17 protein-coding genes are annotated in these 21,798 nt (G+C 62.3%); 9 read left to right on the forward strand and 8 right to left on the reverse strand.

Going from position 1 to position 21,798, the window contains the following annotated elements; all coding sequences use genetic code 11:
- Positions 1-2 precede the first annotated feature (2 nt).
- Entirely contained in the window at positions 3-461 is a 459-nt protein-coding gene (aac(6'), locus tag OKC44_RS06325; RefSeq protein ID WP_139389996.1) for an aminoglycoside 6'-N-acetyltransferase, read from the reverse strand.
- A gap of 6 nt (positions 462-467) precedes the next feature.
- Positions 468-1,532, reverse strand: coding sequence for a 3-deoxy-7-phosphoheptulonate synthase (locus tag OKC44_RS06330; RefSeq protein ID WP_011706545.1), 1,065 nt, complete (start codon positions 1,530-1,532; stop codon positions 468-470).
- 155 nt (positions 1,533-1,687) lie between these two features.
- On the opposite strand from OKC44_RS06330, the gene OKC44_RS06335 reads away from it, so the two are divergent.
- Entirely contained in the window at positions 1,688-2,068 is a 381-nt protein-coding gene (locus OKC44_RS06335) for a diacylglycerol kinase (RefSeq protein WP_011706544.1), read from the forward strand.
- 200 nt (positions 2,069-2,268) lie between these two features.
- Here OKC44_RS06335 and serA read toward each other — a convergent pair whose 3' ends face one another.
- The 4 genes from serA to OKC44_RS06355 all read right to left on the reverse strand — a co-directional run bounded on the left by serA (position 2,269) and on the right by OKC44_RS06355 (position 6,643).
- A complete protein-coding gene (gene serA / locus OKC44_RS06340; RefSeq protein WP_024946386.1) occupies positions 2,269-3,501 on the reverse strand; it encodes a phosphoglycerate dehydrogenase in 1,233 nt (410 codons plus the stop codon).
- A 236-nt stretch (positions 3,502-3,737) separates the two neighbouring features.
- Positions 3,738-4,391 (reverse strand): ribose-5-phosphate isomerase RpiA, encoded by a 654-nt coding sequence (gene rpiA / locus OKC44_RS06345; protein ID WP_270811619.1) that lies wholly within the window; start codon positions 4,389-4,391, stop codon positions 3,738-3,740.
- A gap of 185 nt (positions 4,392-4,576) precedes the next feature.
- Positions 4,577-5,176 carry a 5-formyltetrahydrofolate cyclo-ligase gene (locus tag OKC44_RS06350; protein ID WP_270811620.1) on the reverse strand — a complete coding sequence of 200 codons (600 nt, stop codon included), beginning with the start codon at positions 5,174-5,176 and terminating at the stop codon, positions 4,577-4,579.
- A gap of 132 nt (positions 5,177-5,308) precedes the next feature.
- Positions 5,309-6,643: a Na+/H+ antiporter NhaC family protein gene (locus tag OKC44_RS06355; RefSeq protein WP_016351189.1), complete on the reverse strand. Its 1,335-nt coding sequence runs from the start codon at positions 6,641-6,643 to the stop codon at positions 5,309-5,311.
- Between the two features lie 310 nt (positions 6,644-6,953).
- Here OKC44_RS06355 and dapB point away from each other — a divergent pair, with 310 nt between their 5' ends.
- The 5 genes from dapB to OKC44_RS06380 all read left to right on the forward strand — a co-directional run bounded on the left by dapB (position 6,954) and on the right by OKC44_RS06380 (position 16,334).
- Positions 6,954-7,766, forward strand: coding sequence for a 4-hydroxy-tetrahydrodipicolinate reductase (gene dapB / locus OKC44_RS06360; RefSeq protein WP_270811621.1), 813 nt, complete (start codon positions 6,954-6,956; stop codon positions 7,764-7,766).
- Between the two features lie 688 nt (positions 7,767-8,454).
- Entirely contained in the window at positions 8,455-9,591 is a 1,137-nt protein-coding gene (carA, locus tag OKC44_RS06365; RefSeq protein WP_215783764.1) for a glutamine-hydrolyzing carbamoyl-phosphate synthase small subunit, read from the forward strand.
- A 16-nt stretch (positions 9,592-9,607) separates the two neighbouring features.
- The gene (gene carB / locus OKC44_RS06370) at positions 9,608-12,844 is read left to right on the forward strand and encodes a carbamoyl-phosphate synthase large subunit (protein WP_270811625.1); all 3,237 of its coding nucleotides are present in this window, start codon (positions 9,608-9,610) and stop codon (positions 12,842-12,844) included.
- 485 nt (positions 12,845-13,329) lie between these two features.
- Positions 13,330-14,988 carry a 2-isopropylmalate synthase gene (gene leuA / locus OKC44_RS06375; protein ID WP_270811627.1) on the forward strand — a complete coding sequence of 553 codons (1,659 nt, stop codon included), beginning with the start codon at positions 13,330-13,332 and terminating at the stop codon, positions 14,986-14,988.
- A 92-nt stretch (positions 14,989-15,080) separates the two neighbouring features.
- Positions 15,081-16,334 (forward strand): DUF1615 domain-containing protein, encoded by a 1,254-nt coding sequence (locus tag OKC44_RS06380; protein ID WP_442865703.1) that lies wholly within the window; start codon positions 15,081-15,083, stop codon positions 16,332-16,334.
- Between the two features lie 45 nt (positions 16,335-16,379).
- On the opposite strand, the gene OKC44_RS06385 is transcribed toward OKC44_RS06380, so the two are convergent.
- Both OKC44_RS06385 and OKC44_RS06390 read right to left on the reverse strand, forming a co-directional pair.
- Positions 16,380-17,243 carry a nuclease-related domain-containing protein gene (locus tag OKC44_RS06385; RefSeq protein WP_270812137.1) on the reverse strand — a complete coding sequence of 288 codons (864 nt, stop codon included), beginning with the start codon at positions 17,241-17,243 and terminating at the stop codon, positions 16,380-16,382.
- A 224-nt stretch (positions 17,244-17,467) separates the two neighbouring features.
- Entirely contained in the window at positions 17,468-18,424 is a 957-nt protein-coding gene (locus OKC44_RS06390) for a hypothetical protein (protein ID WP_101616793.1), read from the reverse strand.
- A 221-nt stretch (positions 18,425-18,645) separates the two neighbouring features.
- Between OKC44_RS06390 and OKC44_RS06395 the strand changes: the two genes are divergently transcribed.
- The 3 genes from OKC44_RS06395 to speG all read left to right on the forward strand — a co-directional run bounded on the left by OKC44_RS06395 (position 18,646) and on the right by speG (position 21,742).
- Positions 18,646-20,229: a CHASE4 domain-containing protein gene (locus OKC44_RS06395; protein ID WP_049045544.1), complete on the forward strand. Its 1,584-nt coding sequence runs from the start codon at positions 18,646-18,648 to the stop codon at positions 20,227-20,229.
- Between the two features lie 230 nt (positions 20,230-20,459).
- Positions 20,460-21,110, forward strand: a complete 651-nt coding sequence (locus OKC44_RS06400; protein WP_045527294.1) for a DedA family protein — start codon at positions 20,460-20,462, stop codon at positions 21,108-21,110.
- Between the two features lie 98 nt (positions 21,111-21,208).
- On the forward strand, positions 21,209-21,742 hold the full coding sequence (speG, locus tag OKC44_RS06405) for a spermidine N1-acetyltransferase (RefSeq protein ID WP_016351180.1): 534 nt from the start codon (positions 21,209-21,211) through the stop codon (positions 21,740-21,742).
- Positions 21,743-21,798: the final 56 nt, after the last annotated feature.

Consider the following 21,798-nt stretch of genomic DNA (forward strand, 5'->3'; position numbering starts at 1 on the left):
CGTCAGCCGAGGGCCTTTTTGAAGAAGACGACCCGCTCTGTTTCGGCAAAGCCGAGTCGCTGGTGCAGCTGCTGGGAGGCGAGGTTGTCGATGGCGGCATCGGAGGCCAGCTCGCGACAACCCAGCTCGCGGCCCCACTGGGCCACCCGGGCGATCAAGGCCTGGGCCAACCCGCGCCGGCGTGAAGCCGGCTGCACATAGACCCCTTCCAGATAGACCACAGGGCTGCTCTCGCAGCCGTTCACGTAATCGCGGCGCAGGGCGGCATCGGCAAAGGCCACCGCCTGGCTCTGCGCATCCAGCACCAGAAAGGCGTTGAGATGGGCTGCGGTCAGCAGCTCGGCCCCTTCCTGCAGATGGGCCGCCATTTCGTGGTGCGGCCACAACTGCTGGCGCAGGGTTGCCCACTGCGCCAGCAGCGTCTCGTCGAGAGGCACTATCCGCCAGTCGGCGTTTGTCATCCGCACTCAGCCCTGCTGCTTGGCAAGGCGCACCTGGGCGGCCTCGGCCAGCATGGCCAGCAGGGTTTCGGTGTCGCTCCAGGAGAGACAGGCATCGGTGATGCTCTGGCCGAAAGTGACGGCGCAGCCGTTCTCCACATCCTGCCGCCCTTCCACCAGGAAGCTCTCGGCCATGATGCCGGCGATGCCGGTGCGGCCGCGGCGCAGCTGATCGCAGATGTCCTGCGCTACCAGCAGCTGGCGACGGTGATCCTTCATGCTGTTGCCGTGACTGAAATCCACCACCAGCCGCTCGGGCAGGCCGACGTCGGCCAGCGCTTCGCACGCTTCATCGATGCTGGCGGTATCGTAGTTGGGGCGGTGACCGCCGCGCAGGATCACGTGGCCATAGGGGTTGCCGGCGGTACGGTAGATGGTCATCTTGCCGTCCTTGTCCGGGGAATAGAAGATGTGGCTGTGACGGGCGGCGCGCACCGCGTCGATGGCAATGCGGGTGTTGCCGTCGGTGCCGTTTTTGAAGCCGACCGGGCAGGAGAGGGCGGAGGCCATCTCGCGGTGCACCTGGGATTCGGTGGTGCGCGCGCCGATGGCGCCCCAGGTGATGAGATCGCTGATGTACTGGCCGGTCACCATGTCGAGGAACTCGGTGGCGGTGGGCATGCCGAGGGCGTTGATGTCCACCAGCAGCTTGCGGGCCAGTTTCAGCCCTTCGTTGACGTCGAAGCTGCCATCGAGGCGCGGATCATTGATGAGGCCTTTCCAGCCGACGATGGTGCGCGGCTTCTCGAAATAGGTGCGCATCACGATGCACAGGCTCTCTTTATACTGCTCACGCAGGGCATTGAGGCGCAGGGCGTACTCGTGGGCGGCGGCCGGATCGTGAATGGAGCAGGGACCGACGATGACCAGCAGGCGCTGATCCTCACCGGCCAGGATCGCTTCCACTTCGCGGCGGGCATCCAGCAGATTCTGGGCAACGGTGTCGCTTAACGGGAAGGCGTGCGCCAGTTCGCTGGGAGTGATCAGGGACTCCAGGCGACGGGTGCGCAATTCATCGGTGTGAATGGACATACGACTCGATTCTCGAAATGGGTGGCGTGGGCAGTAGCAATGACTGAGTGCCGAAGAGGCAAAGGGATAAAATAAAGCAAAAAACCCCTGATGGAAACCTCGAGGGGCTCTGATAGGATGTGAGCCCCAAAACGATTCCAAATGAGGTAGATAGCGTGGCAAAGCCAGGGGCAACCGGGGTCACCCGCATCATCAATGCAACCGGTTACAGCATGAAGGGGCTCAAGTCAGCCTGGATCAACGAGGCCGCTTTCCGGCAGGAGCTGATGCTGATCCTGCTGTTGATGCCGCTGGCGTTCTGGATCGGCGATACCCTCGAGCAAATCCTGCTGCTGGTCTGTATCAGCTGGCTGGTGGTGATCGTCGAGGTGCTCAACTCCGCGGTCGAAGCGGTGGTGGATCGCATCGGCTCCGAACATCATGAGCTCTCCGGTCGCGCCAAGGATCTGGGCTCCGCCGCCGTCTTTATCGCGCTGGCCCTGAACGCCCTGGTGTGGGGCGCTTTGGTTGGCCGCAACCTGCTGGGTTGGTGGTAAGTCAGGCCGCATTTTCTCTCGCGTCATTGCTCTTTCCTTTGGGAGATGACTGGGTGAGGGAGGTCTCTTCTCCCCCTCATCCCTTCTCCCGCGAGGGGAGAAGGGGCAAAAGAGCAAGGATGCGGATGTGCGCTTAGCATCGCAGCATAAAAAAGCCCGTCATCACGACGGGCTTTTTGCTGGGCGGCTCTGCAGGCCAATCAGTGCAGAATACGGGCACGAATGGTGCCGCCGATCTCCTTGAGCTTTGCCAGCGCTTTCTCGCTGTGCTCGGTCTCGACGTCGATCACCACGTAGCCGATGTGGCTGCTGGTCTGCAGGTATTGACCGGCGATGTTGATCCCCTCGTCGGCGAAGATCTGGTTGATCTGGTTCATCACGCCGGGCTGGTTGCGGTGAATGTGCAGCAGGCGGCTGGAGCCCTTGTGGCCGGGCAGGGAGACCTCGGGGAAGTTGACGGCGGAGAGGGTGGAGCCGTTGTCCGAGTATTTGACCAGCTTGTTGGCCACTTCCAGCCCGATGTTCTCCTGGGCTTCCTGGGTGGAGCCGCCGATGTGGGGGGTCAGGATCACGTTGTCCAGCCCGCGCAGCGGGGTGAGGAACTCCTCGTCATTGGACTTGGGCTCGCTGGGGAAGACGTCGATGGCGGCGCCGGAGATGTGACCGCTCTTGATGACGTCGGCCAGGGCATCGATATCCACCACGGTACCGCGGGAGGCGTTGATGAAGATGGCGCCCGGTTTCATCATGCGCAGTTGCTCGGCACCGATCAGATCCTTGGTGGAGGCGGTCTCAGGCACGTGCAGGCTGATGACGTCTGACATGTTGAGCAGCTCGACCATGCTCGGCACCTGGATGGCGTTGCCGAGCGAGAGCTTGTTCTCGATGTCGTAGTAGTAGACCTTCATGCCGATGCTCTCGGCGATGATGCCGAGCTGGGTGCCGATGTGGCCGTAGCCGATGATGCCGAGCTTCTTGCCACGGGCTTCCACTGAACGGTTGGCCAGCTTTTCCCACACACCGCGATGGCACTTGGCGTTCTTCTCCGGGATGCCGCGCAGCAGCAGCAGGATCTCGCCCAGCACCAGTTCAGCCACCGAGCGGGTGTTGGAGAAGGGGGCGTTGAACACAGGGATGCCGCGCAGATGGGCGGCGTCGAGCTCGACCTGGTTGGTGCCGATGCAGAAGCAGCCGATGGCCACCAGCTTGTTGGCGGCATCCAGCACCTTCTCGGTGATCTGGGTGCGCGAGCGCAGCCCCACGAAATGCACGTCACGAATGCGCTCGATCAGATCTTCTTCGGAGAGAGAGGTCTTCAGATACTCCACACTGGTGTAGCCTGCGGCACGAAAGGTTTCCACCGTGTTGGGGTGAACCCCCTCCAACAGCAGTACCTTGATTTTATCCTTGTCCAGTGAAAACTTGGCAGTCATGACGATCCCTCTATGTTTGCAAAAGTGAGTGCAGATATGGTGTGTGAAGAAAACCGTAAAGTAGCAAAAACGTTTGGGAGAGGGAATATTTGTGACGAAAGTCAAATTCTTTGAAGTTTTCAACGATAGTTGTAAACGAGGGTTTGCAACTCATTGAGCAACCAATAAAAACGGCGCCATGGGGCGCCGTCTTGCATTGCGGGGCTATGGTCGGGGACCACCACCGTTGAACGGGGTCAGTTGATGACCACGCCGTCCGGGGTGCCGATCAGCACCACGTCAGCACCACGGTGGGCGAACAGACCGTTGGTGACGGTGCCGACGATGGCATTGAGCTGTACTTCCAGCCCCTTGGCGTCGGTGATGGCCATGCCTTTCACGTCCAGGATGTGGTTGCCGTTGTCGGTGACCACCCCTTCACGCCAGACCGGGTTGCCGCCGAGTTTTCTGATCTCGCGGGCCACGTATTCGCGGGCCATGGGGATCACTTCCACCGGCAGCGGGAAGATGCCGAGCACGTCGACCGTCTTGGTGTTGTCGATGATGCAGATGAACTTGTCGGCCACGGCGGCGACGATCTTCTCGCGGGTGAGGGCTGCGCCGCCGCCCTTGATCATGTCGCGGGTGCCGTTGATCTCGTCGGCACCGTCCACGTAGACGGAGAGGGCGTCGATCTCGTTGAGGTCATACACTGTGATGCCGAAGCCCTTGAGGCGTTCGGTGGAGGCCACGGAGCTGGATACCGCCCCCTTGATCTCGTCCTTCATGGTCGCCAGTGCATCGATGAAGTGGTTGACGGTAGAGCCGGTGCCTACCCCGACGATGGTGCCGGGAACCACATACTTGAGCGCAGCCCAACCGGCCGCCTTCTTCATTTCATCTTGAGTCATGATCGATCCTTTGGAAAAAAGCGGCCGCATTATATCCAAGCCGCCCCCCTAGAGCGACCACCCAGCTCACGTTCCGGGCCAAAAACTCGCAAGATGTAAATCGTTTGCCTGTTTATTGTGCCATGTCATCGCACCATGGCTGTGGCAGCAGGGCGTGACGATCGCGGCAGAGGGGGCCGATGGTCCTAGCCGGGAAAGTGCCAGCAGCGGCTGGGGGTGATGATCTGGGGCAGCGGAACGTCCCACTCCTCCTGCGGCACCGCGTCCACCTGCTGGCAGTCGTGGGCGAGCCCCAGCGGCTTGGGGCCGAGCCGATGTTCATGCCAGCAGGCGAGGGTACGATCGTAGTAGCCGCCGCCCATGCCGAGCCGGTTGCCCGCCGCATCGAATGCCACCAGCGGCGTGCAAATCAGATCGAGGGTGCTGTGGGGCACCACCTGCTGCATGTTGAGTTCCGGTTCGGCGATGCCGTAACGGTTGCGGGTCATGGGGCTGGTGGCGGTGTAGCGCAAGAAGAGCAGGTGGCCCGGGGTAAAGGGGTGCAGCACCGGCAGGTAGACCTCTTTTTGCTGGGCCCACAGCCAGTGGATGGCGGGCAGGGGGTTGAGCTCACCGTCGTTGGCCAGATAGAGGGCGATGCGTCTGGCCGCCAGGATCTCGGGATGCTGCTTGAACTGGGCAACCAGCTGCTGGGCCGCCTGCTGCTGCTCGGCCTGGGTCAGGCTCTTTCTGCGCTGGCGGATGAGCTGGCGCAGGGATTGTCTTTCAGGCTGGGTATCCGGCATGGGGGCTCCTCTGATGAACGGGCGGGGGGCGACGAGCGGATCGCGCTGACAGGCGATCACCTTAACAAGGCCGCGCCGGGTTGAACAGCGCGGCTCGGCCGCCGGATCCTCGGGGACCCGGCGGCCGCACTATCAGGCGTGGGCGGCTTTGCGCATCTGGTGCTTGACGAACACCGCCACCAGGGCAGCCAGCGCCAGCGCCATGGGGTAGAAGCTCATGCTCACCACCGCCAGCGGCGAGAGGGCGAAGATGGAGCCCAGCAGCAGTGCCTGGGCACCCCAGGGGATGAGCCCCTGCACCACGCAGGAGAAGATGTCGAGCATGGAGGCGGCGCGGCGCGGGGTGACCCCGTGGTGATCCGCCAGCTCCTTCGCCACCTTGCTGGCGACTATGATGGCCACCGTGTTGTTGGCGGTGCAGAGGTTGGTGAGGCTCACCACCCCGGCGATGCCGAGTTCGGCCGCCTTCTCGTTCTGCTCGCCGTCATGCTGACGGGTGAAGCGGGCGATGAGGGCGCTGATGCGGGCGCTTATCCAGGCTAGCCCCCCCTGGCGCTCCATCAGGGCGCCAAGGCCGCCGATCAGCATGGAGAGCAGGAAGATCTCCTGCATGCCGGTGAAGCCCTGATAGATGTCCTTGCTGAACTGGCCGAGGGGGTAATCTCCCAGCAGGCCGACCCCGCCGGCCGCCAGAATGCCGAGCCCCAGCACCATGAAGACGTTCATGCCGGAGAGGGCCAGCACCAGGATCAGCAGGTAGGGCATCACCTTGAGCAGCTCGACATGGGCCTCGGTAGCGGGAGCATCCCCGACCGATCCCAGGGTCAGATAGAGCAAGATCACCCCGATGGCGGCCGGGGCGGCAATCTTGAAGTTCTCGCGAAACTTGTCCTTCATCTCGCAGCCCTGGCTGCGGGTGGCCGCAATGGTGGTGTCGGAGATGATGGAGAGGTTGTCACCAAACATGGCGCCGGAGAGGATGGTACCGGCCATCAGCACCGGATCGATGCCGGCAGCCTGGGCCACACCGAGCGCCACCGGTGCCACGGCGCCAATGGTCCCCATGGAGGTACCCATGGCGGTGGCGATGAAGGCGGAGATGAGGAACAGCCCCGGCAGCAGGAACCAGCCGGGGATGAGGGAGAGGCCGAGCGCGACCGTGGCATCCACCCCGCCGGTGGCCTTGGCCACGGTGGCGAAGGCACCCGCCAGCAGATAGATGAGGCACATCGCCATGATGTTGCTGTCACCGACCCCCTTGAAGAAGGTCTCGAGGTTCTTGTTGAACCCCTCCTTGCCCAGCACCAGCGCCAGCATGACGGCGGGGAGGGCGGCGACGGGGGCGGGCAGCTGATAGAAGGCGAACTCGACCCCCTGCAGGGTCAGCCAGGTGCCGGTACCGATAAAGAGAGCAAGAAAGACCAGCAGAGGCAGCAGGGCTCTGGCGCTGGGTTGAGTCTGGATCATGTGTTCCTCGATGGTTGAACATGACCTCCCTGTCTCAGCCAGCCCGCAGTGGGGTGAGCGTGGCGGGCATCCTGCCGCTATGGGGCGTCTACAGTAGTGAGTCATGCCCGCCGGGTCAAGATAGCCGTCCAGATGGATACTGCTTTTTGTCTGGTGATTTTGCTTAATTGATTAAATCCGTTAAATATTCGGATTTAAAGAGATATGTTGTTGAATTTTCGGGTGGCTAACGGCGGCCACGGCGGGCTTTTCAAAGCGGGCGCAGGCTGGTAAAACGGTCTCTTTCCTTAATAGAGATGAGAGGGTGGAGATGGACAATCCGATCCGTGTGGCCGTGATGGGCTGTAATGGTCGTATGGGCAAGGTGCTGCTGGAGGCGATCAGCCATGCCGAAGGCGTGATGGTCGGGGCGGCGCTGGAGCGACCGGGCTCCGCCGTGATCGGGCTGGATGCCGGCGAACTCAACGGGCTGGGTCGGCTCGGCGTCATCATCAGCGACAGCCTGGACAAGGTACGGGACGAGTTTGATCTCATCATCGACTTCACCCGCCCCGAGGTGACCCTGGCCAACCTGGCCTTCGCCCGGGCCCACCACAAGCAGATGGTGATCGGTACCACCGGCTTTGACGACGCGGGCAAGGCGGCGCTCAAGGCCGCCGCCGGCGAGATCGGCATCGTCTTCGCCTCCAACTACTCGGTCGGCGTCAACCTGGTGTTCAAGCTGCTGGAGCAGGCCGCCAAGGTGATGGGGGATTACACCGACATCGAGATCATCGAGGGGCACCACAGACACAAGGTGGATGCACCGTCCGGCACCGCGCTCTCCATGGGCGAGGTGGTGGCCAAGACGCTCGGACGTGACTTGAAAGAGTGCGCCGTCTACGGCCGCGAGGGGATCACCGGCGAGCGGGATCGCAACACCATCGGCTTTGCCACCATTCGCGCCGGCGATCTGGTGGGGGAGCACACCGTCATGTTCGCCGACATCGGCGAGCGGGTGGAGATCAGCCACAAGGCCTCCAGCCGCCTCACCTTCGCCAATGGTGCGGTGCGCGCCGGCAAGTGGCTCAAGGGGCAGGGTGCCGGCCTCTATGACATGCAGGACGTGCTCGGCCTCAAGTAACCAGATCAGCTGACAACAGGGGCCCCGTGGTGCGCACGAAGAGGCTGCCCGGCCCGTTCATCTGTTAAAAACCCCGCTCATGCGGGGTTTTTTATTGGTGATTTTGTATAAATGCCGCTTACGCAGCGATTTTCAGGCGAAATGGCATAAATCCTTCCTCTCTGCTGCTGCGCCGGATCTGCCATTGCACAAATGTCATCGGCTGGTAACGAAATTGGGCCTCAATAGCCCCTGTCAGGGCATTTTTTTACATCCATTAAAACAGACTAAAAATTCAAACACAGAAAAACGTTTTCCATTTTTAAAGGCCACTCATCCTCCCTAAAAAAGCTGTTTGCAGGCATTAAGATTTTTTATATGAAACTTCATTGTATTGTTTTTTAAGGATTAAAAATTGGTTTTTGTGTCAATGTTGGCCTCTTGGTCTGGATTGATAGCAACTTTTGCCTTTTCTTTTCAGGGTGGGGGTTGCAAAGCGAGTGAGTGCATAGATAATGGGTAATGTTGCTTGTTTATTGAATTTAGATGCATTTCAGATGAGAAAAGACGTTGAAATGCGATCGTTTTTAAGTAGAATGCGCCCAATTTGCCAGAAATCTGCCGGGTTCGAGTCCTGTCCAAGGCCGGAACCGAGCCCGCAACACCCAGGTAAATTGCTGAATTTAAAGCTAAATAACTGGAGGTTGTCTTGAATCACACTGCATTGCTAGTGCTGGAAGATGGAACTGTGTTCAAAGGCGTGTCGATAGGCGCCGAGGGATGTTCCGTTGGTGAAGTGGTTTTCAATACGTCGATGACGGGCTATCAGGAAATCCTCACCGATCCCTCTTATTCCCGTCAGATAGTCACCCTCACTTACCCCCATATAGGCAACACCGGCACCAACAGCGAAGATGAAGAGTCCAGTCAAATCCACGCGCAGGGATTGATCATCCGGGACCTTCCGATACTTGCCTCCAATTTCCGCAATCAGCAATCCCTCTCCGAATACCTCAAGTCTCACAACATCGTTGGCATCGCCGACATCGACACCCGCAAACTGACCCGCATCCTGCGCGAGAAAGGCGCCCAGGCCGGCTGCATCCTGGCGGGTAAACAGATAGATGAAGCCTATGCCCTCGAACAGGCCCGCGCCTTCCCCGGCCTGAAGGGGATGGACCTGGCCAAAGAGGTCACGGTTGGCGAGGCGTACAACTGGACCGAAGGGAGCTGGCAGCTTGGCAAGGGGCACGTCACCCCGGCTGCCGACCAGCTCAAATACCACGTTGTAGCCTATGACTTTGGCGTCAAGCGCAACATCCTGCGCATGCTGGTGGACCGCGGCTGCCGCCTGACCGTGGTGCCGGCCAAGACCCCGGCTGCCGAGGTACTGGCGCTGAACCCCGATGGCATCTTCCTCTCCAACGGCCCTGGTGACCCCGAGCCGTGTGACTACGCCATCGAGGCCATCGAGGCCTTCCTCAAGACCAATATCCCGGTGTTCGGCATCTGCCTGGGTCACCAGCTGCTGGGTCTGGCCTCCGGCGCCAAGACCATCAAGATGAAGTTCGGCCACCACGGTGCCAACCACCCGGTGAAGAGCCTGGACGACAACACCGTCATGATCACCGCCCAGAACCACGGTTTTGCGGTGGACGAGCAGACCCTGCCGGCTTGCCTGCGCGCGACCCATGTCTCCCTGTTCGACGGGTCACTGCAGGGCATCCATCGCACCGACCGGCCGGCTTTCAGCTTCCAGGGTCACCCCGAAGCGAGCCCGGGCCCGCACGACTGTGCCGGTCTGTTCGACCACTTTATTGAATTGATCAAGCAGTATCGCGCTTAAGAGGAAAAGAGAAGCCATGCCAAAACGTAACGACCTACAGAGCATCCTGATCCTCGGCGCCGGCCCCATCGTCATCGGCCAGGCCTGCGAATTCGACTACTCCGGCGCCCAGGCCTGCAAGGCCCTGCGCGAGGAGGGCTACCGCGTCATTCTGGTGAACTCCAACCCGGCCACCATCATGACCGACCCGGAGATGGCCGACGCCACCTACATCGAGCCCATCACCTGGGAAGTGGTGCGCGAGATCATCAAGAAAGAGCGCCCGGACGCCATCCTGCCCACCATGGGTGGCCAGACCGCACTCAACTGCGCGCTGGATCTGGAAAAGCACGGCGTGCTGGCCGAGTTCGGTGTGGAAATGATCGGCGCCACTGCCGATGCCATCGACAAGGCAGAAGACCGCTCCCGCTTTGACAAGGCGATGCGCAGCATTGGCCTGGAGTGCCCGCGCGCCGGCATCGCCCACAACATGGAAGAGGCCTGGGGCGTGCAACAGATGGTGGGTTTCCCCTGCATCATCCGTCCCTCCTTTACCATGGGCGGCTCCGGCGGCGGCATCGCCTACAACCCGGAAGAGTTCGTCGAGATCTGCGAGCGCGGTCTGGACCTGTCGCCGACCAAGGAGCTGCTCATCGACGAGTCGCTGATCGGCTGGAAAGAGTACGAGATGGAGGTGGTACGGGATCGCAACGACAACTGCATCATCGTCTGCGCCATCGAGAACTTCGACCCCATGGGCATCCACACCGGTGACTCCATCACGGTCGCGCCAGCCCAGACGCTGACCGACAAGGAGTACCAGCTGATGCGCAACGCCTCCATGGCGGTGCTGCGCGAGATCGGCGTCGAGACCGGTGGCTCCAACGTCCAGTTCGGCATCAACCCGAAAGATGGCCGCATGGTCATCATCGAGATGAACCCGCGGGTGTCGCGCTCCTCTGCGCTGGCCTCCAAGGCGACCGGCTTCCCCATCGCCAAGATCGCCGCCAAGCTCGCCATCGGTTACACCCTGGACGAGCTGATGAACGACATCACCGGTGGTCGCACCCCGGCCTCCTTCGAGCCGGCCATCGACTACGTGGTCACCAAGGTGCCGCGCTTCAACTTCGAGAAGTTCGCCGGCGCCAACGACCGTCTGACCACCCAGATGAAGTCCGTCGGCGAAGTGATGGCCATCGGCCGCAACTTCCAGGAGTCCCTGCACAAGGCGCTGCGTGGCCTCGAGACCGGCAAGACCGGCTTCGACCCCATGGTTGACCTGAACGCTCCTGACTCCCTGACCCGCATTCGCCACGAGCTGCAGGATGCCGGCGCCGAGCGTATCTTCTACATCGCCGACGCCTTCCGCGCCGGTCTCTCCATGGACGGTGTGTTCAAGCTGACCAAGATTGACCCCTGGTTCCTGGTACAGATTGAAGAGCTGGTCAAACTCGAAGAGCAGGTGAAAGAGCGCGGCATGGCCGGTCTGGATGCCGACTTCCTGCGCGCCCTCAAGCGCAAGGGCTTTGCCGACGCCCGTCTGGCCAAGATCCTCGGCGTGGCAGAAGGGGAAGTGCGCAAGCTGCGTGCCCGTCACAACATCTTCCCGGTCTACAAGCGGGTCGATACCTGCGCCGCCGAGTTCGCCACCAACACCGCCTACATGTACTCCAGCTATGACGAGGAGTGCGAGGCCAACCCCACCAACCGCGACAAGATCATGGTCATCGGTGGCGGCCCGAACCGCATCGGTCAGGGCATCGAGTTTGACTACTGCTGCGTACACGCGGCGCTGGCCCTGCGCGAAGACGGTTACGAGACCATCATGGTCAACTGCAACCCGGAGACCGTCTCCACCGACTACGACACCTCCGACCGTCTCTACTTCGAACCGGTTACCCTGGAAGACGTGCTGGAAATCGTGCGCGTCGAGCAGCCCAAGGGCGTCATCGTCCAGTACGGCGGCCAGACTCCGCTCAAGCTGGCCCGTGCACTGGAAGCGAACGGCGTGCCGGTCATCGGTACCAGCCCGGATGCCATCGACCGCGCCGAAGATCGCGAGCGCTTCCAGTCTGCCGTCGAGCGCCTCGGCCTCAAGCAGCCGGAGAACGGCACCGTCACCGCGCTGGAGCAGGCGGTGTTGACCGCCGATCGCATTACCTACCCGCTGGTGGTGCGCCCCTCCTACGTGCTGGGTGGCCGCGCCATGGAGATCGTCTATGACGAGCAGGACCTGCGCCGCTACTTCGCCGAGGCGGTGAGCGTCTCCAACGAGTCGCCGGTACTGCTGGACCGCTTCCTGGACGACGCCACCGAGGTGGATGTGGACGCCATCTGCGACGGCGTGGATGTGGTCATCGGCGGCATCATGGAGCACATCGAACAGGCCGGCATCCACTCCGGTGACTCCGCCTGTTCCCTGCCGCCCTACACCTTGTCCAAGGCCATTCAGGACGAGATGCGCGAGCAGGTGCGCAAACTGGCGCTGGAGCTTGGCGTGGTCGGTCTGATGAACGTGCAGTTCGCGGTGAAAGACAACGAGATCTACCTCATCGAGGTGAACCCGCGCGCCGCCCGTACCGTGCCGTTCGTCTCCAAGGCCACCGGTGCGCCGCTGGCCAAGATTGCCGCCCGCGTGATGGCCGGTCAGAGCCTGAAGGAACAGGGCTTTACCACTGAAATCATCCCGCCCTACTACTCGGTGAAGGAAGTGGTACTGCCGTTCGCCAAGTTCCCGGGCGTGGATCCGCTGCTGGGGCCAGAGATGCGCTCCACCGGTGAAGTGATGGGCGTGGGCAGCAGCTTTGCCGAGGCCTATGCCAAGGCGCAGCTGGGTGCCGGTCACCAGGTGCCGCGTGAAGGGCGTGCCTTGCTCTCCGTTCGCCACAGCGACAAGGAGCGGGTGGTGAACCTGGCCGCCAAGCTGCTGGAGCTGGGCTATGACCTCGACGCCACTCACGGCACCGCCGTGACCTTGGGCGAGGCGAGCATCAACCCGCGCCTGGTCAACAAGGTGCACGAGGGGCGCCCGCACATTCTGGATCGCATCAAGAATGGCGAGTACACCTACATCGTCAACACCGCCGAGGGTCGCCAGGCCATCCAGGATTCCAAGCAGCTGCGTCGCGGCGCCCTGCAGCACAAGGTGGCCTACACCACCACGCTGCACGCCGCCTTTGCCACCTGCATGGCCATCAGCGTGGATGCCACCGCCAACGTTAACTCGGTGCAGGAGCTGCACCAGAAGGTCGAAAGCCAGCTGAAAAGCCGCTAAGACCGCGTGATGAAGGAGGAATGCCTCCTTTGTGACCCGATAAAACCCCGCCAGCGATGGCGGGGTTTTTTATTGGCAAACAGGTTGGGCCGTGATGGCAACGGGTGTCACCGAACAACAGGCTCTGGGTGATATTCGCCACCGTGAAGCAGAAAGTGTCGCAATGATTGCGCAATAGATGTATTTAACAGCGTTCTTTGCAATCTCTCGCCCGCGTCGCCTCTCTATACTGGTTTCTCGTCACAGGATTTATCGACCCAGGTCGTCTGCGCCTGCCAACGCAGGGGCGAGCAGATCGGGCCCGCAGCCTTATCGGGTTGTGCGGCCGGCCCCCTCTTACCGGAAGGGGCCACAGGAAACCGGGCGTGGGGCTACCGCAACACGACCGGCCAGGGCCAGCGTTACCGCGCCAACCCGCTTCCCCTCCTTGTCCCCGTCAATCAGCCCAGCCGTACCGCCAGGACATCTGCCAAGGGAATCAGAATATGAGCTTCGATCATCGCAAATATCGCCGTGCCCCCGTCATCAATCTGGCGGATCGCCAGTGGCCCAACCGGGTGCTGGAGCGGGCGCCGCTCTGGTGCGCCGTGGATCTGCGCGACGGCAACCAGGCGCTGGTCGAGCCGATGACGGTGGCGCAGAAGCTGCAGATGTGGGCGCTGATGGTGCACATCGGCTTCAAGCACATCGAGGTGGGCTTTCCGGCCGCCTCCCAGCCCGATTTCGACTTCGTGCGCGAGCTTATCGACCGCAACCTCATTCCGGACGACGTCACCATCCAGGTGCTGGTGCAGGCACGTGAAGATCTGATTGCCCGCACCTTCGAGGCCCTCAAGGGCGTGAAGCGCGCCATCGTCCATGTCTACAACTCGGTCAACCCGACCCAGCGCAACTATGTGTTCAACTCAGGGCGCGAAGGGGTCAAGGCCATCGCCGTGCAGGGGGCGTGCTGGGTGCGCGAGTACGCGGCCCGCAATCCGGGCACCGAGTGGAGTTTTCAGTACTCGCCGGAGAGCTTCAGCAGCACCGAGGTGGAGTTCGCCGTCGAGGTGTGTGACGCGGTGATCGACCAGTGGCGGCCGGCTGCCCGCCCGATGATCCTGAACCTGCCCGCCACCGTGGAGGTGAGCACCCCCAACGTGTTTGCCGATCAGGTGGAGTGGTTCTGCCGCAACCTCAAGGCGCGCCCCGAGGTGAGCATCTCCATTCACACCCACAACGATCGGGGCTGCGGGGTGGCCGCCGCCGAGCTGGCGGTGCTGGCGGGGGCTGATCGCATCGAGGGCACCCTGCTCGGCAACGGCGAGCGCACCGGCAACATGGACATCGTCACCATGGCCATGAACCTCTACAGCCAGGGGATCGACCCCGAACTCAACCTGGCGGACATGGATGCCATCGTTGCCACCGTGGGGGCCTGTACCCAGATTGCCCTGCACCCGCGTCACCCCTATGCCGGCGAGCTGGTCTACACGGCGTTTTCCGGCAGCCACCAGGATGCCATCCGCAAATCGCTGGCGGCGGAGAAGCCGGATCACTACTGGGACGTGGCTTACCTGCCCATCGATCCTGCCGATCTCGGCCGCAGCTACGAGGCGGTGATCCGCATCAACAGCCAGTCCGGCAAGGGCGGGGTCACCTACCTGCTGGAGCGCGACCTTGGCCTGCAACTGCCGCGCTGGCTGCAAATTGACTTCAGTCGCCGGGTACAGGCCGAGGCTGAGGCTTGCAGCAGCGAGGTAAGCCCGGAGCAGATCCGCACCCTGTTCGAGCGCCACTATCTCGAACCCGCCCACGGCTATCGCATCGGTCGCTTCCAGCTCGGTCGCGACAGCCAGGAGAGCCTGCGCCTCGAGCTGCAGACCCCGAGCGGCTCGCTGCAATTGAGTGGTGAAGGGGAGGGGGCCATCACGGCGCTGGTCAACGGCTGGCAGCGCCAGACCGGGATGCACATCGACGTGCTGGACTACTCCGAGCATGCCTTAAGCGCCGGTACCGAGTCCCGCGCCGCCGCCTACGTGCTGCTGAGCGTGGATGGGACCCGCACCTGCGGGGTAGCCATCGGCCGCGACGTGGTCAGCGCCTCCCTGCAGGCGGTGATCAATGGCGCCGCCCAGATAGAGGCGCTGCGCCAGAGCGCCTGATCCCGGCGCCGCCTCGACCCTTGGGGGCCCTCGCCATGCAGGCGGGGGCCCTTGTCATTGATGGCTTCAGCTCCCCGTCCCAATCCTCTACAATGCCCTGCCTGTCTGCGTCCGGATACCCTTTGCGGGGGCCGGGACGCCTCATCCACCGGGAAGTATTCATGTCTCATCTCATCGTCTGTCGTCATTATCTGGCCCCGCTGCTGGCCACCTTGCTGCTGGCCGCCTGTGCCAGTGAACCCGTCAGTCAGGGCGATGCCAGCAAGCCTGGCAGCGCCGCCGTCACCGGGCCGGCCATCGCAAGACCCGCTCCGCTGCCCAAGGCCCAGGTCCCCCGGGCGCCCGCCAGCATGCAGTCACGCATCGTGCGGCTGCTGCCGGCCCGCACCGTGGATCGCAACGGCTGGGCCCAGGATATCGTCACCGCCCTCGCCAAACAGGAGCTGGCGGTGACCGACGAGAACGTCTGCTCCGTGCTGGCGGTGGCGGAGCAGGAGTCCACCTTTCAGGCCGACCCCGTGGTGCCGGGCCTTGGCAAGATCGCCTGGAAGGAGATCAACGCCCGCGCCGGCAAGCTGCTGATCCCCGAGTTCGTGGTGCGCACCGCGCTTTCCATCAACTCGCCCACCGGCAAAACTTACGCCGAGCGCATCGACAAGTTGCGCACCGAGCGGGAGATGAGCGAGATCTTCGAGGACATGATAGGGGAGGTGCCCATGGGCAAGACCCTGTTCGGCAACATGAATCCGGTACGCACCGGCGGCCCCATGCAGGTGAGCATCGCCTTTGCCGAGGCCAACACCGACGGCTATCCCTACCCGATCAAGGAGTCCATTCGCCACGAGGTGTTCAGTCGCCGTGGCGGTATCTGGTTCGGCACCCGCCACCTGCTCAACTACCCGGCCCAGTATCCGGATCACCTCTACCGCTATGCCGACTTCAATGCCGGCTGGTATGCCAGCCGCAACGCCGCCTTCCAGGCGGCGGTGAGCCGGTTGAGCGGCAAGCCGCTGGCGCTGGATGGGGATCTCATTCGCTACGACTCCGAGCTGCCGGGCAAGACCGAGCTCGCGGTTCATACCATCGCTGGCCAGCTCAGCATGAGCCAGCAGGCCATCCACCAGAGCCTGAAGCTCGGCGACACCAGCGAGTTTGCCCAAAGCGATCTCTACCACAGGGTCTTCGTGCTGGCCGACCGCAAGGCAGGCAGCCGGCTGCCCCGCGCCGTGCTGCCGGGCATCTCGCTCAAGAGCCCCAAGATCACCCGCAACCTCACCACCGCCTGGTTTGCCAAGCGGGTGCAGTGGCGCCAGCAAACCTGCCTGAAGCGGCTGGGGTCGCTGTAACTGCCATAACAAAGGCGGCCAATAGGCCGCCTTTGTTTTATGTCGTTAAGTGGATGAATTCCCCTGCAAAATGCCTCTACATTTTGGAAATCCACTGCATCCCCAAAACTGATTGCCCTTGTTCTCCCCCCGAGTTGCGGTGCGCAATACCATGGTGCTGCCACATCTGGGGCAGATCGGGGGGGGATTGTCCGGTGGCGATACGCTTTGTGAAGGTGGGTTTGCAACGGGTTGCCTGACAGGTGCGCGGGTGGAAACATGGTTGGCGGATGCGCTGGCATGACGAGCCTTGAGCTGAGTGACATGCTGCCGGTGGGTTTGCCAACTGGCGGTCAAGCGGCCTTGCTGAATGGTGTCGACAATCCGATCGACGTCGGCGGTGCTCAAGACGGGAGTGGTCTTGCTCTTGATATAGCTGACCAGTCCGCGACGCATGACGTTCTCCGGCATGGGGGTCTTGAAGGTGCAGTCGCCAATAAAATAGACGATGGAATGCAACTGATGATCCGCCAGCCCCAGCAGGGATTTGAGGGTCATCAGGTGCAGATAGTTTTGATGCAGCGGGTTTTGAAAGCCGTGCCTGCGTCGAAACAGCTGCTGGGTCCAGCGCTTGTGTCTGGGATCGCCGAAGATCCACCCCTTCATGTTTTTGGTTTCTATCACGAATACCCCGAAGCGGGAGACGAGCACCTGATCGATCTGGGTGCTGCCCTGCTCGAGCGGCAAAGTGACATTGCTCAGCAGATGATATTCCTGCCGATCGAGAAAGAGCCGGATGCTGAGATTGAGCTGCCACTCCCCGATCATGCCCTTGAACCAGGGGCTCTTGGCGATGGTGGCCAGCAACAGCAGTGGCAGCAGAAACCAGAGCTGGTTCAGCAGAACGGCCATCAGGGCGGTAACGTCCATGTCATCTCTCCTCGCTCCCGATACCTCTCCCTGGCGACGGGGCACTCTGATTGGCGTGAGCCTGGTGTGGCACCACAGATTGGTGCCATCCGGAAAATGGGGTGCCGAAGTGAACTACTGTAGCGAGTTGACCAGAGGGAATGTGTGACGGCTTGCACCAACTGAGTGGCGCATCACTCTTTATTGTGCCAACGCCAGAGAGGGAAGCAGCCGCAGGGAGTGGCCTAGAAGCTCATCGCCAGCCCGACGCCGTAGCCGCTGGTGTTGTGGCTGAACATATAGCGGGCCACCAGCCGGGTACGGGTGACGAAGATATCGTACTTGCTGCTGTCGAGCTCCACCCCGAGGCCGAGGGAGTTGAGGGAATTGAAGCCGAGCAGGCCGCGCTGCTTGCCCAGGTATTCGGTGCGGGCTCCCTCCATCACGTAGCGCACGGGTTTGCCCAGTAGCGTCAGATTGCCGATGGGGGCGCGCCGGCGCAGATAGAGGCCGAGGTTTTCGGCGTTGGCCTGGCCGGTCACGCTGGCGGCGGTGCCGCCAAAGCTCTGCAGGTGCTGATAGGAGTAACGCAGCTCGGCGTCGATGTCCTGGCCGGGGGAAAACAGCTCGTAGTCCAGCATCATGGCGCCACCAAGGCCGTAGACGTCGAGTCGGCCACCATCGAGAAAATCGAGGTTCTTGCCGGTGTACTGGCCCAGCAGCCAGTTGCCGATGCGCAGATCGCTTGCCACCGTGCCGAGGGTGACGTTGCCGATGGGGCGCAGCACCCAGTTGCCGCCGTGGCTGTCCCGGTGCAGCCCTATGTCCCAACCGATCCCGCCGGTGGCGGTCAGGCTGTTCCACTTGGTGGGAACGGTGCGGCTCTCGCTGCCGTTGCTGACCACGAACTGGGGATCGTAGCGGCTGAATCCCAGGGTTCCTTCCAGATAAATCGGGACGCTTTCGCTCATGGTGGCGCCGCCGCCGATCTGGGTCATGTTGAGGGCCGAGGATTGATTGGTGCCACTGCCGATGTTGATGTTGCTGGCGGTGATGTCGGGCACCACGGTGAAGGTCATCAGCGACACCACGGCGTTGGCGCGCTGTTGCACCCGCGAGTCGTCGTCGGCCATGGCCTGGCAGCTGCACAGCAGGCCAAGCAGCAGAGCGGGGCGCAGTGGAAGGGGGAGAGGTGTGAACATGCCGGGATCCCGTGAAGCCTCTTCCGATGAGGCACGGTTACACTGTAGCGATTATTTGCTCGCTTGGCAGCCCCACCGTGAGCCGGATGACGCCATTTGTACCCATTCACCCCATGGCAGTGCAGGTTGGTCGCCCTGGCGAGCTTTTTCGCGCAAGGAACAGGCGCAGAGGCAAAATCCATTAAACTCAATGGGTCACCTGTCCGGGAGTGTGGGTAAAGATGAAGATCAGCCGCAAGATTACGCTGACCATAGTGCTGACGCTGCTGCTGTTGCTGGGGGTCGGCTATGTCGGCCTTCATTATGTGGTCGGCAACAAGTTTGGCGAGCTGGAGCGCATGAGCGTGGAGCGCAACCGCGAGCGGGTCCGGGCCGTGGTGCAGGCCGAACTTGGTCAGCTCACCATGCTGGGGCAGGACTGGTCCGAGTGGGACGAGACCTACGCCTACATGGTGAGCCGCGATCCCGCCTATCTGGCGGCCAATCTCAACGTGCGCACCTTCGAGACCCTGGGGGTGGATCTGGTGGCCCTCTATGATGCCGACAAGCAGCCGCAGGCGGCGTTTGCCTATCATGGCGGCCAGCTGGTGACACAGACCCCGGCCCAGCTGGCGCCTCTGACCGATTATCTGGTGCGCTACGGCAGCCTCAAGCCCAATGCCGGCATCTGGTTTGACGGCGAGCGTTACTACCTGCTGGCCGCCACCCAGATCCTGACCAGCGAGGGGGAGGGGCCGAGTCGCGGCACCCTGCTGCTGCTCAAGGCCTTCACCACCCGGCTGGTCCATCAGCTGCAAAAGCGCACCAATCTTTCGCTCTCCTTTTTGAGCCCGCAGCAGCTGGCCACCAGCCTGGGGGTCACCACCCTGGCCCGGCTCAGGGCCAACGACAGCCTGATCCTGCCGCAGGAGGAGCGACTGCTCACTCTGGCCCAGATCGATACCCTGCAGGAGGACTCCCCCCTCATCTTTCGCTTTACCCTGCCACGGGATCTGATGCTGGAGGGCAAGGCCATCGAGCGCCACATCTTCTGGCTGCTGAGCCTGGGGACCTTGCTGTTCGGGGCTCTGGTGCTGCTGATCCTCAACGGCTATATCGCCGCCCGTCTGCAGCGGCTGAGCGCCAATCTGCGGCTCATCGGCGACGACGGCGCGGTGCGCCGGCTGCTGGTGGAGGGCAACGACGAGATCTCCCAGGTGGCCATCGATTGCAATCGGATGCTCGATCATCTGGACAGCCTGCGTCAGCGCCAGCTCGACAGCGAAGCCCGCCAGAAACTGCAGCACGGTGCCCTCATTCATCTGGCCAAGAGCGATCTGCTGAGCGGCGAGGATCCGGGCCAGGCGGCGCGCCACATCAACGAGGCGATCTGCTCCGGCACCGGCGCGGCGCGGGCCAGCGTCTGGTTCAGTGCCGAAGACAAGCAGAGCATGTACTGCCAGGATCTGTTCTTTTTGCCTAAGCTCCATCACCAGCAGGGCTTTCACCTGCCCTATGCCTTGATCCAGGGGCGCTACGAGGTCTCCAAACCCGAGCATGAGCCCTGCCTCATCCTGCGCGAGCCCTACGATCTGACGCGCTTTGGTGCCATGCTGGCCCAGCTCGGGCTGGAGGGGCTCTCCGGCACCATCTTGATGGCCCCCCTCAAGCAGGGAGATGAGCTGCTCGGCTTCATCATCGCCGAGCGGGCCAGGCTGAGCGAGGTATGGCATCCCGACGAACTCGCCTTCGTGCTGTCGGTGTGCGATCTCTCGGCCCAGACCCTGCTCACCCTCACCAAGTTGCAGCGCCTCAAGCGCAGTTGACACTGTTTTGCTGTCTGGGCCTCTCCAGCCGGAGCGGGCCCGATTTTTTTGCTGGCCCTGGCCGATTATCTCCCCTATCCATGACCTGTATTAATTTCTTGTTCACTTGGCCGGGTGTATAACGGGCCACCCTCAGGGAGAAAAGGGGTTGGCGACAGGGAGGGTCTGCCGCACCGGAGGCCGTCAGGCCGCCCAGGATGGATGCTCACGAAGTTGATGGGAGTCACCAGATGCAGGACATGCTGCTTGCCATATGGCAACAGGACTTTGACCAATTGATCCAGATGCAGGCGGTGGGCCTGCTCGTCACCTGCCTGGTGGTGATCCTTTTTCTCGAATCGAGTTTCGTGTTTCTGCCCCTGCCCGGCGACAGCCTGGTGCTGCTGGCCGGCGGGCTGGTGGGAATGGGGGTGCTCGGCCCCGAGGTGACGCTGCTCTACATGCCGCTGGCGGCGGGGCTGGGCAGCCTGATTGCCTATGTGCAGGGGCAGGCGCTGCACGGCACCGCCTTCATGGGCCACGTGGAGCGGATGATCCCGGACGGCAGCCTGCCACGGGCCTCCCGCCTGCTGCACAACTACGGCTTCTGGGCCATGTTCTCCTCCCGTTTCGTGCCCTTCGTGCGGGTGCTGACGCCCATGCTGATGGGGGTCTCGCGGCTGCACCTGCCGCGGGTGATGATCGCCAGTTTTGCCAGCGCCTTCCTCTGGGCGCTGGTGCTGAGCCTGGTGGGCAAGGCGGTGATGGCGGCCCCGCTGTTCGCCCAGTATCACGAGCTGCTGACCAAGTGCCTGCTGGTGACCTCCCTCGGTCTGTTCGTCATCGCCATGGCCGCCATCGCCATCCGGCTGCTCAAGCGCCCGACCAACCGCATTCGCTGACCGGCCGGGGCAGGGGCCCCGCCATCTGTTGCTCTCATTCTTCATGGCGCCGCGCCCCTCGCTGGCCGGCGCCCCTTCACGCTGCAAGCAGGTACCTTATGTCATCCCACGACACCTTGACCCTTCGCCCCCTCGAGCGCGAGGATCTCAAGTTCGTCCATCAACTCAACAACAACGCCAGCATCATGCGCTACTGGTTCGAGGAGCCTTACGAGGCGTACATGGAACTGGCCCAGCTCTATGACAAGCACATCCACGACCAGCACGAGCGCCGTTTCATCCTCGAGGTGGCGGGGGACAACGTGGGGCTGGTGGAGCTGGTGGACATCCGCAGCATCCATCGCCGCGCCGAATTCCAGATCATCATCGCCCCCGCCCATCAGGGGAAGGGCTATGCCAAGACCGCCACCTTGAAGGCAATGAAATACGGCTTCAACGTGCTCAACCTGCACAAGCTCTATCTCATCGTCGATCGGGACAACGCCCGGGCGATCCACATCTATCAGGAGCTGGGCTTCGAGCCGGAGGGGGAGCTCAAAGAGGAGTTCTTCATCGATGGCCAATACCGCACTGCCATTCGCATGTGCCTGTTCCAAAGAGACTTCCTGGCCCAGAATGGTCGAGGTGGTTGAACTCCCGCACGGATATGAAGGGCTGCTGGCGGGGCGTGTTCGCCTTGCCAGCCAGG

It is taken from the genome of Aeromonas sp. S41-2 (assembly GCF_027705845.1).
Classification (GTDB): domain Bacteria; phylum Pseudomonadota; class Gammaproteobacteria; order Enterobacterales; family Aeromonadaceae; genus Aeromonas; species Aeromonas hydrophila.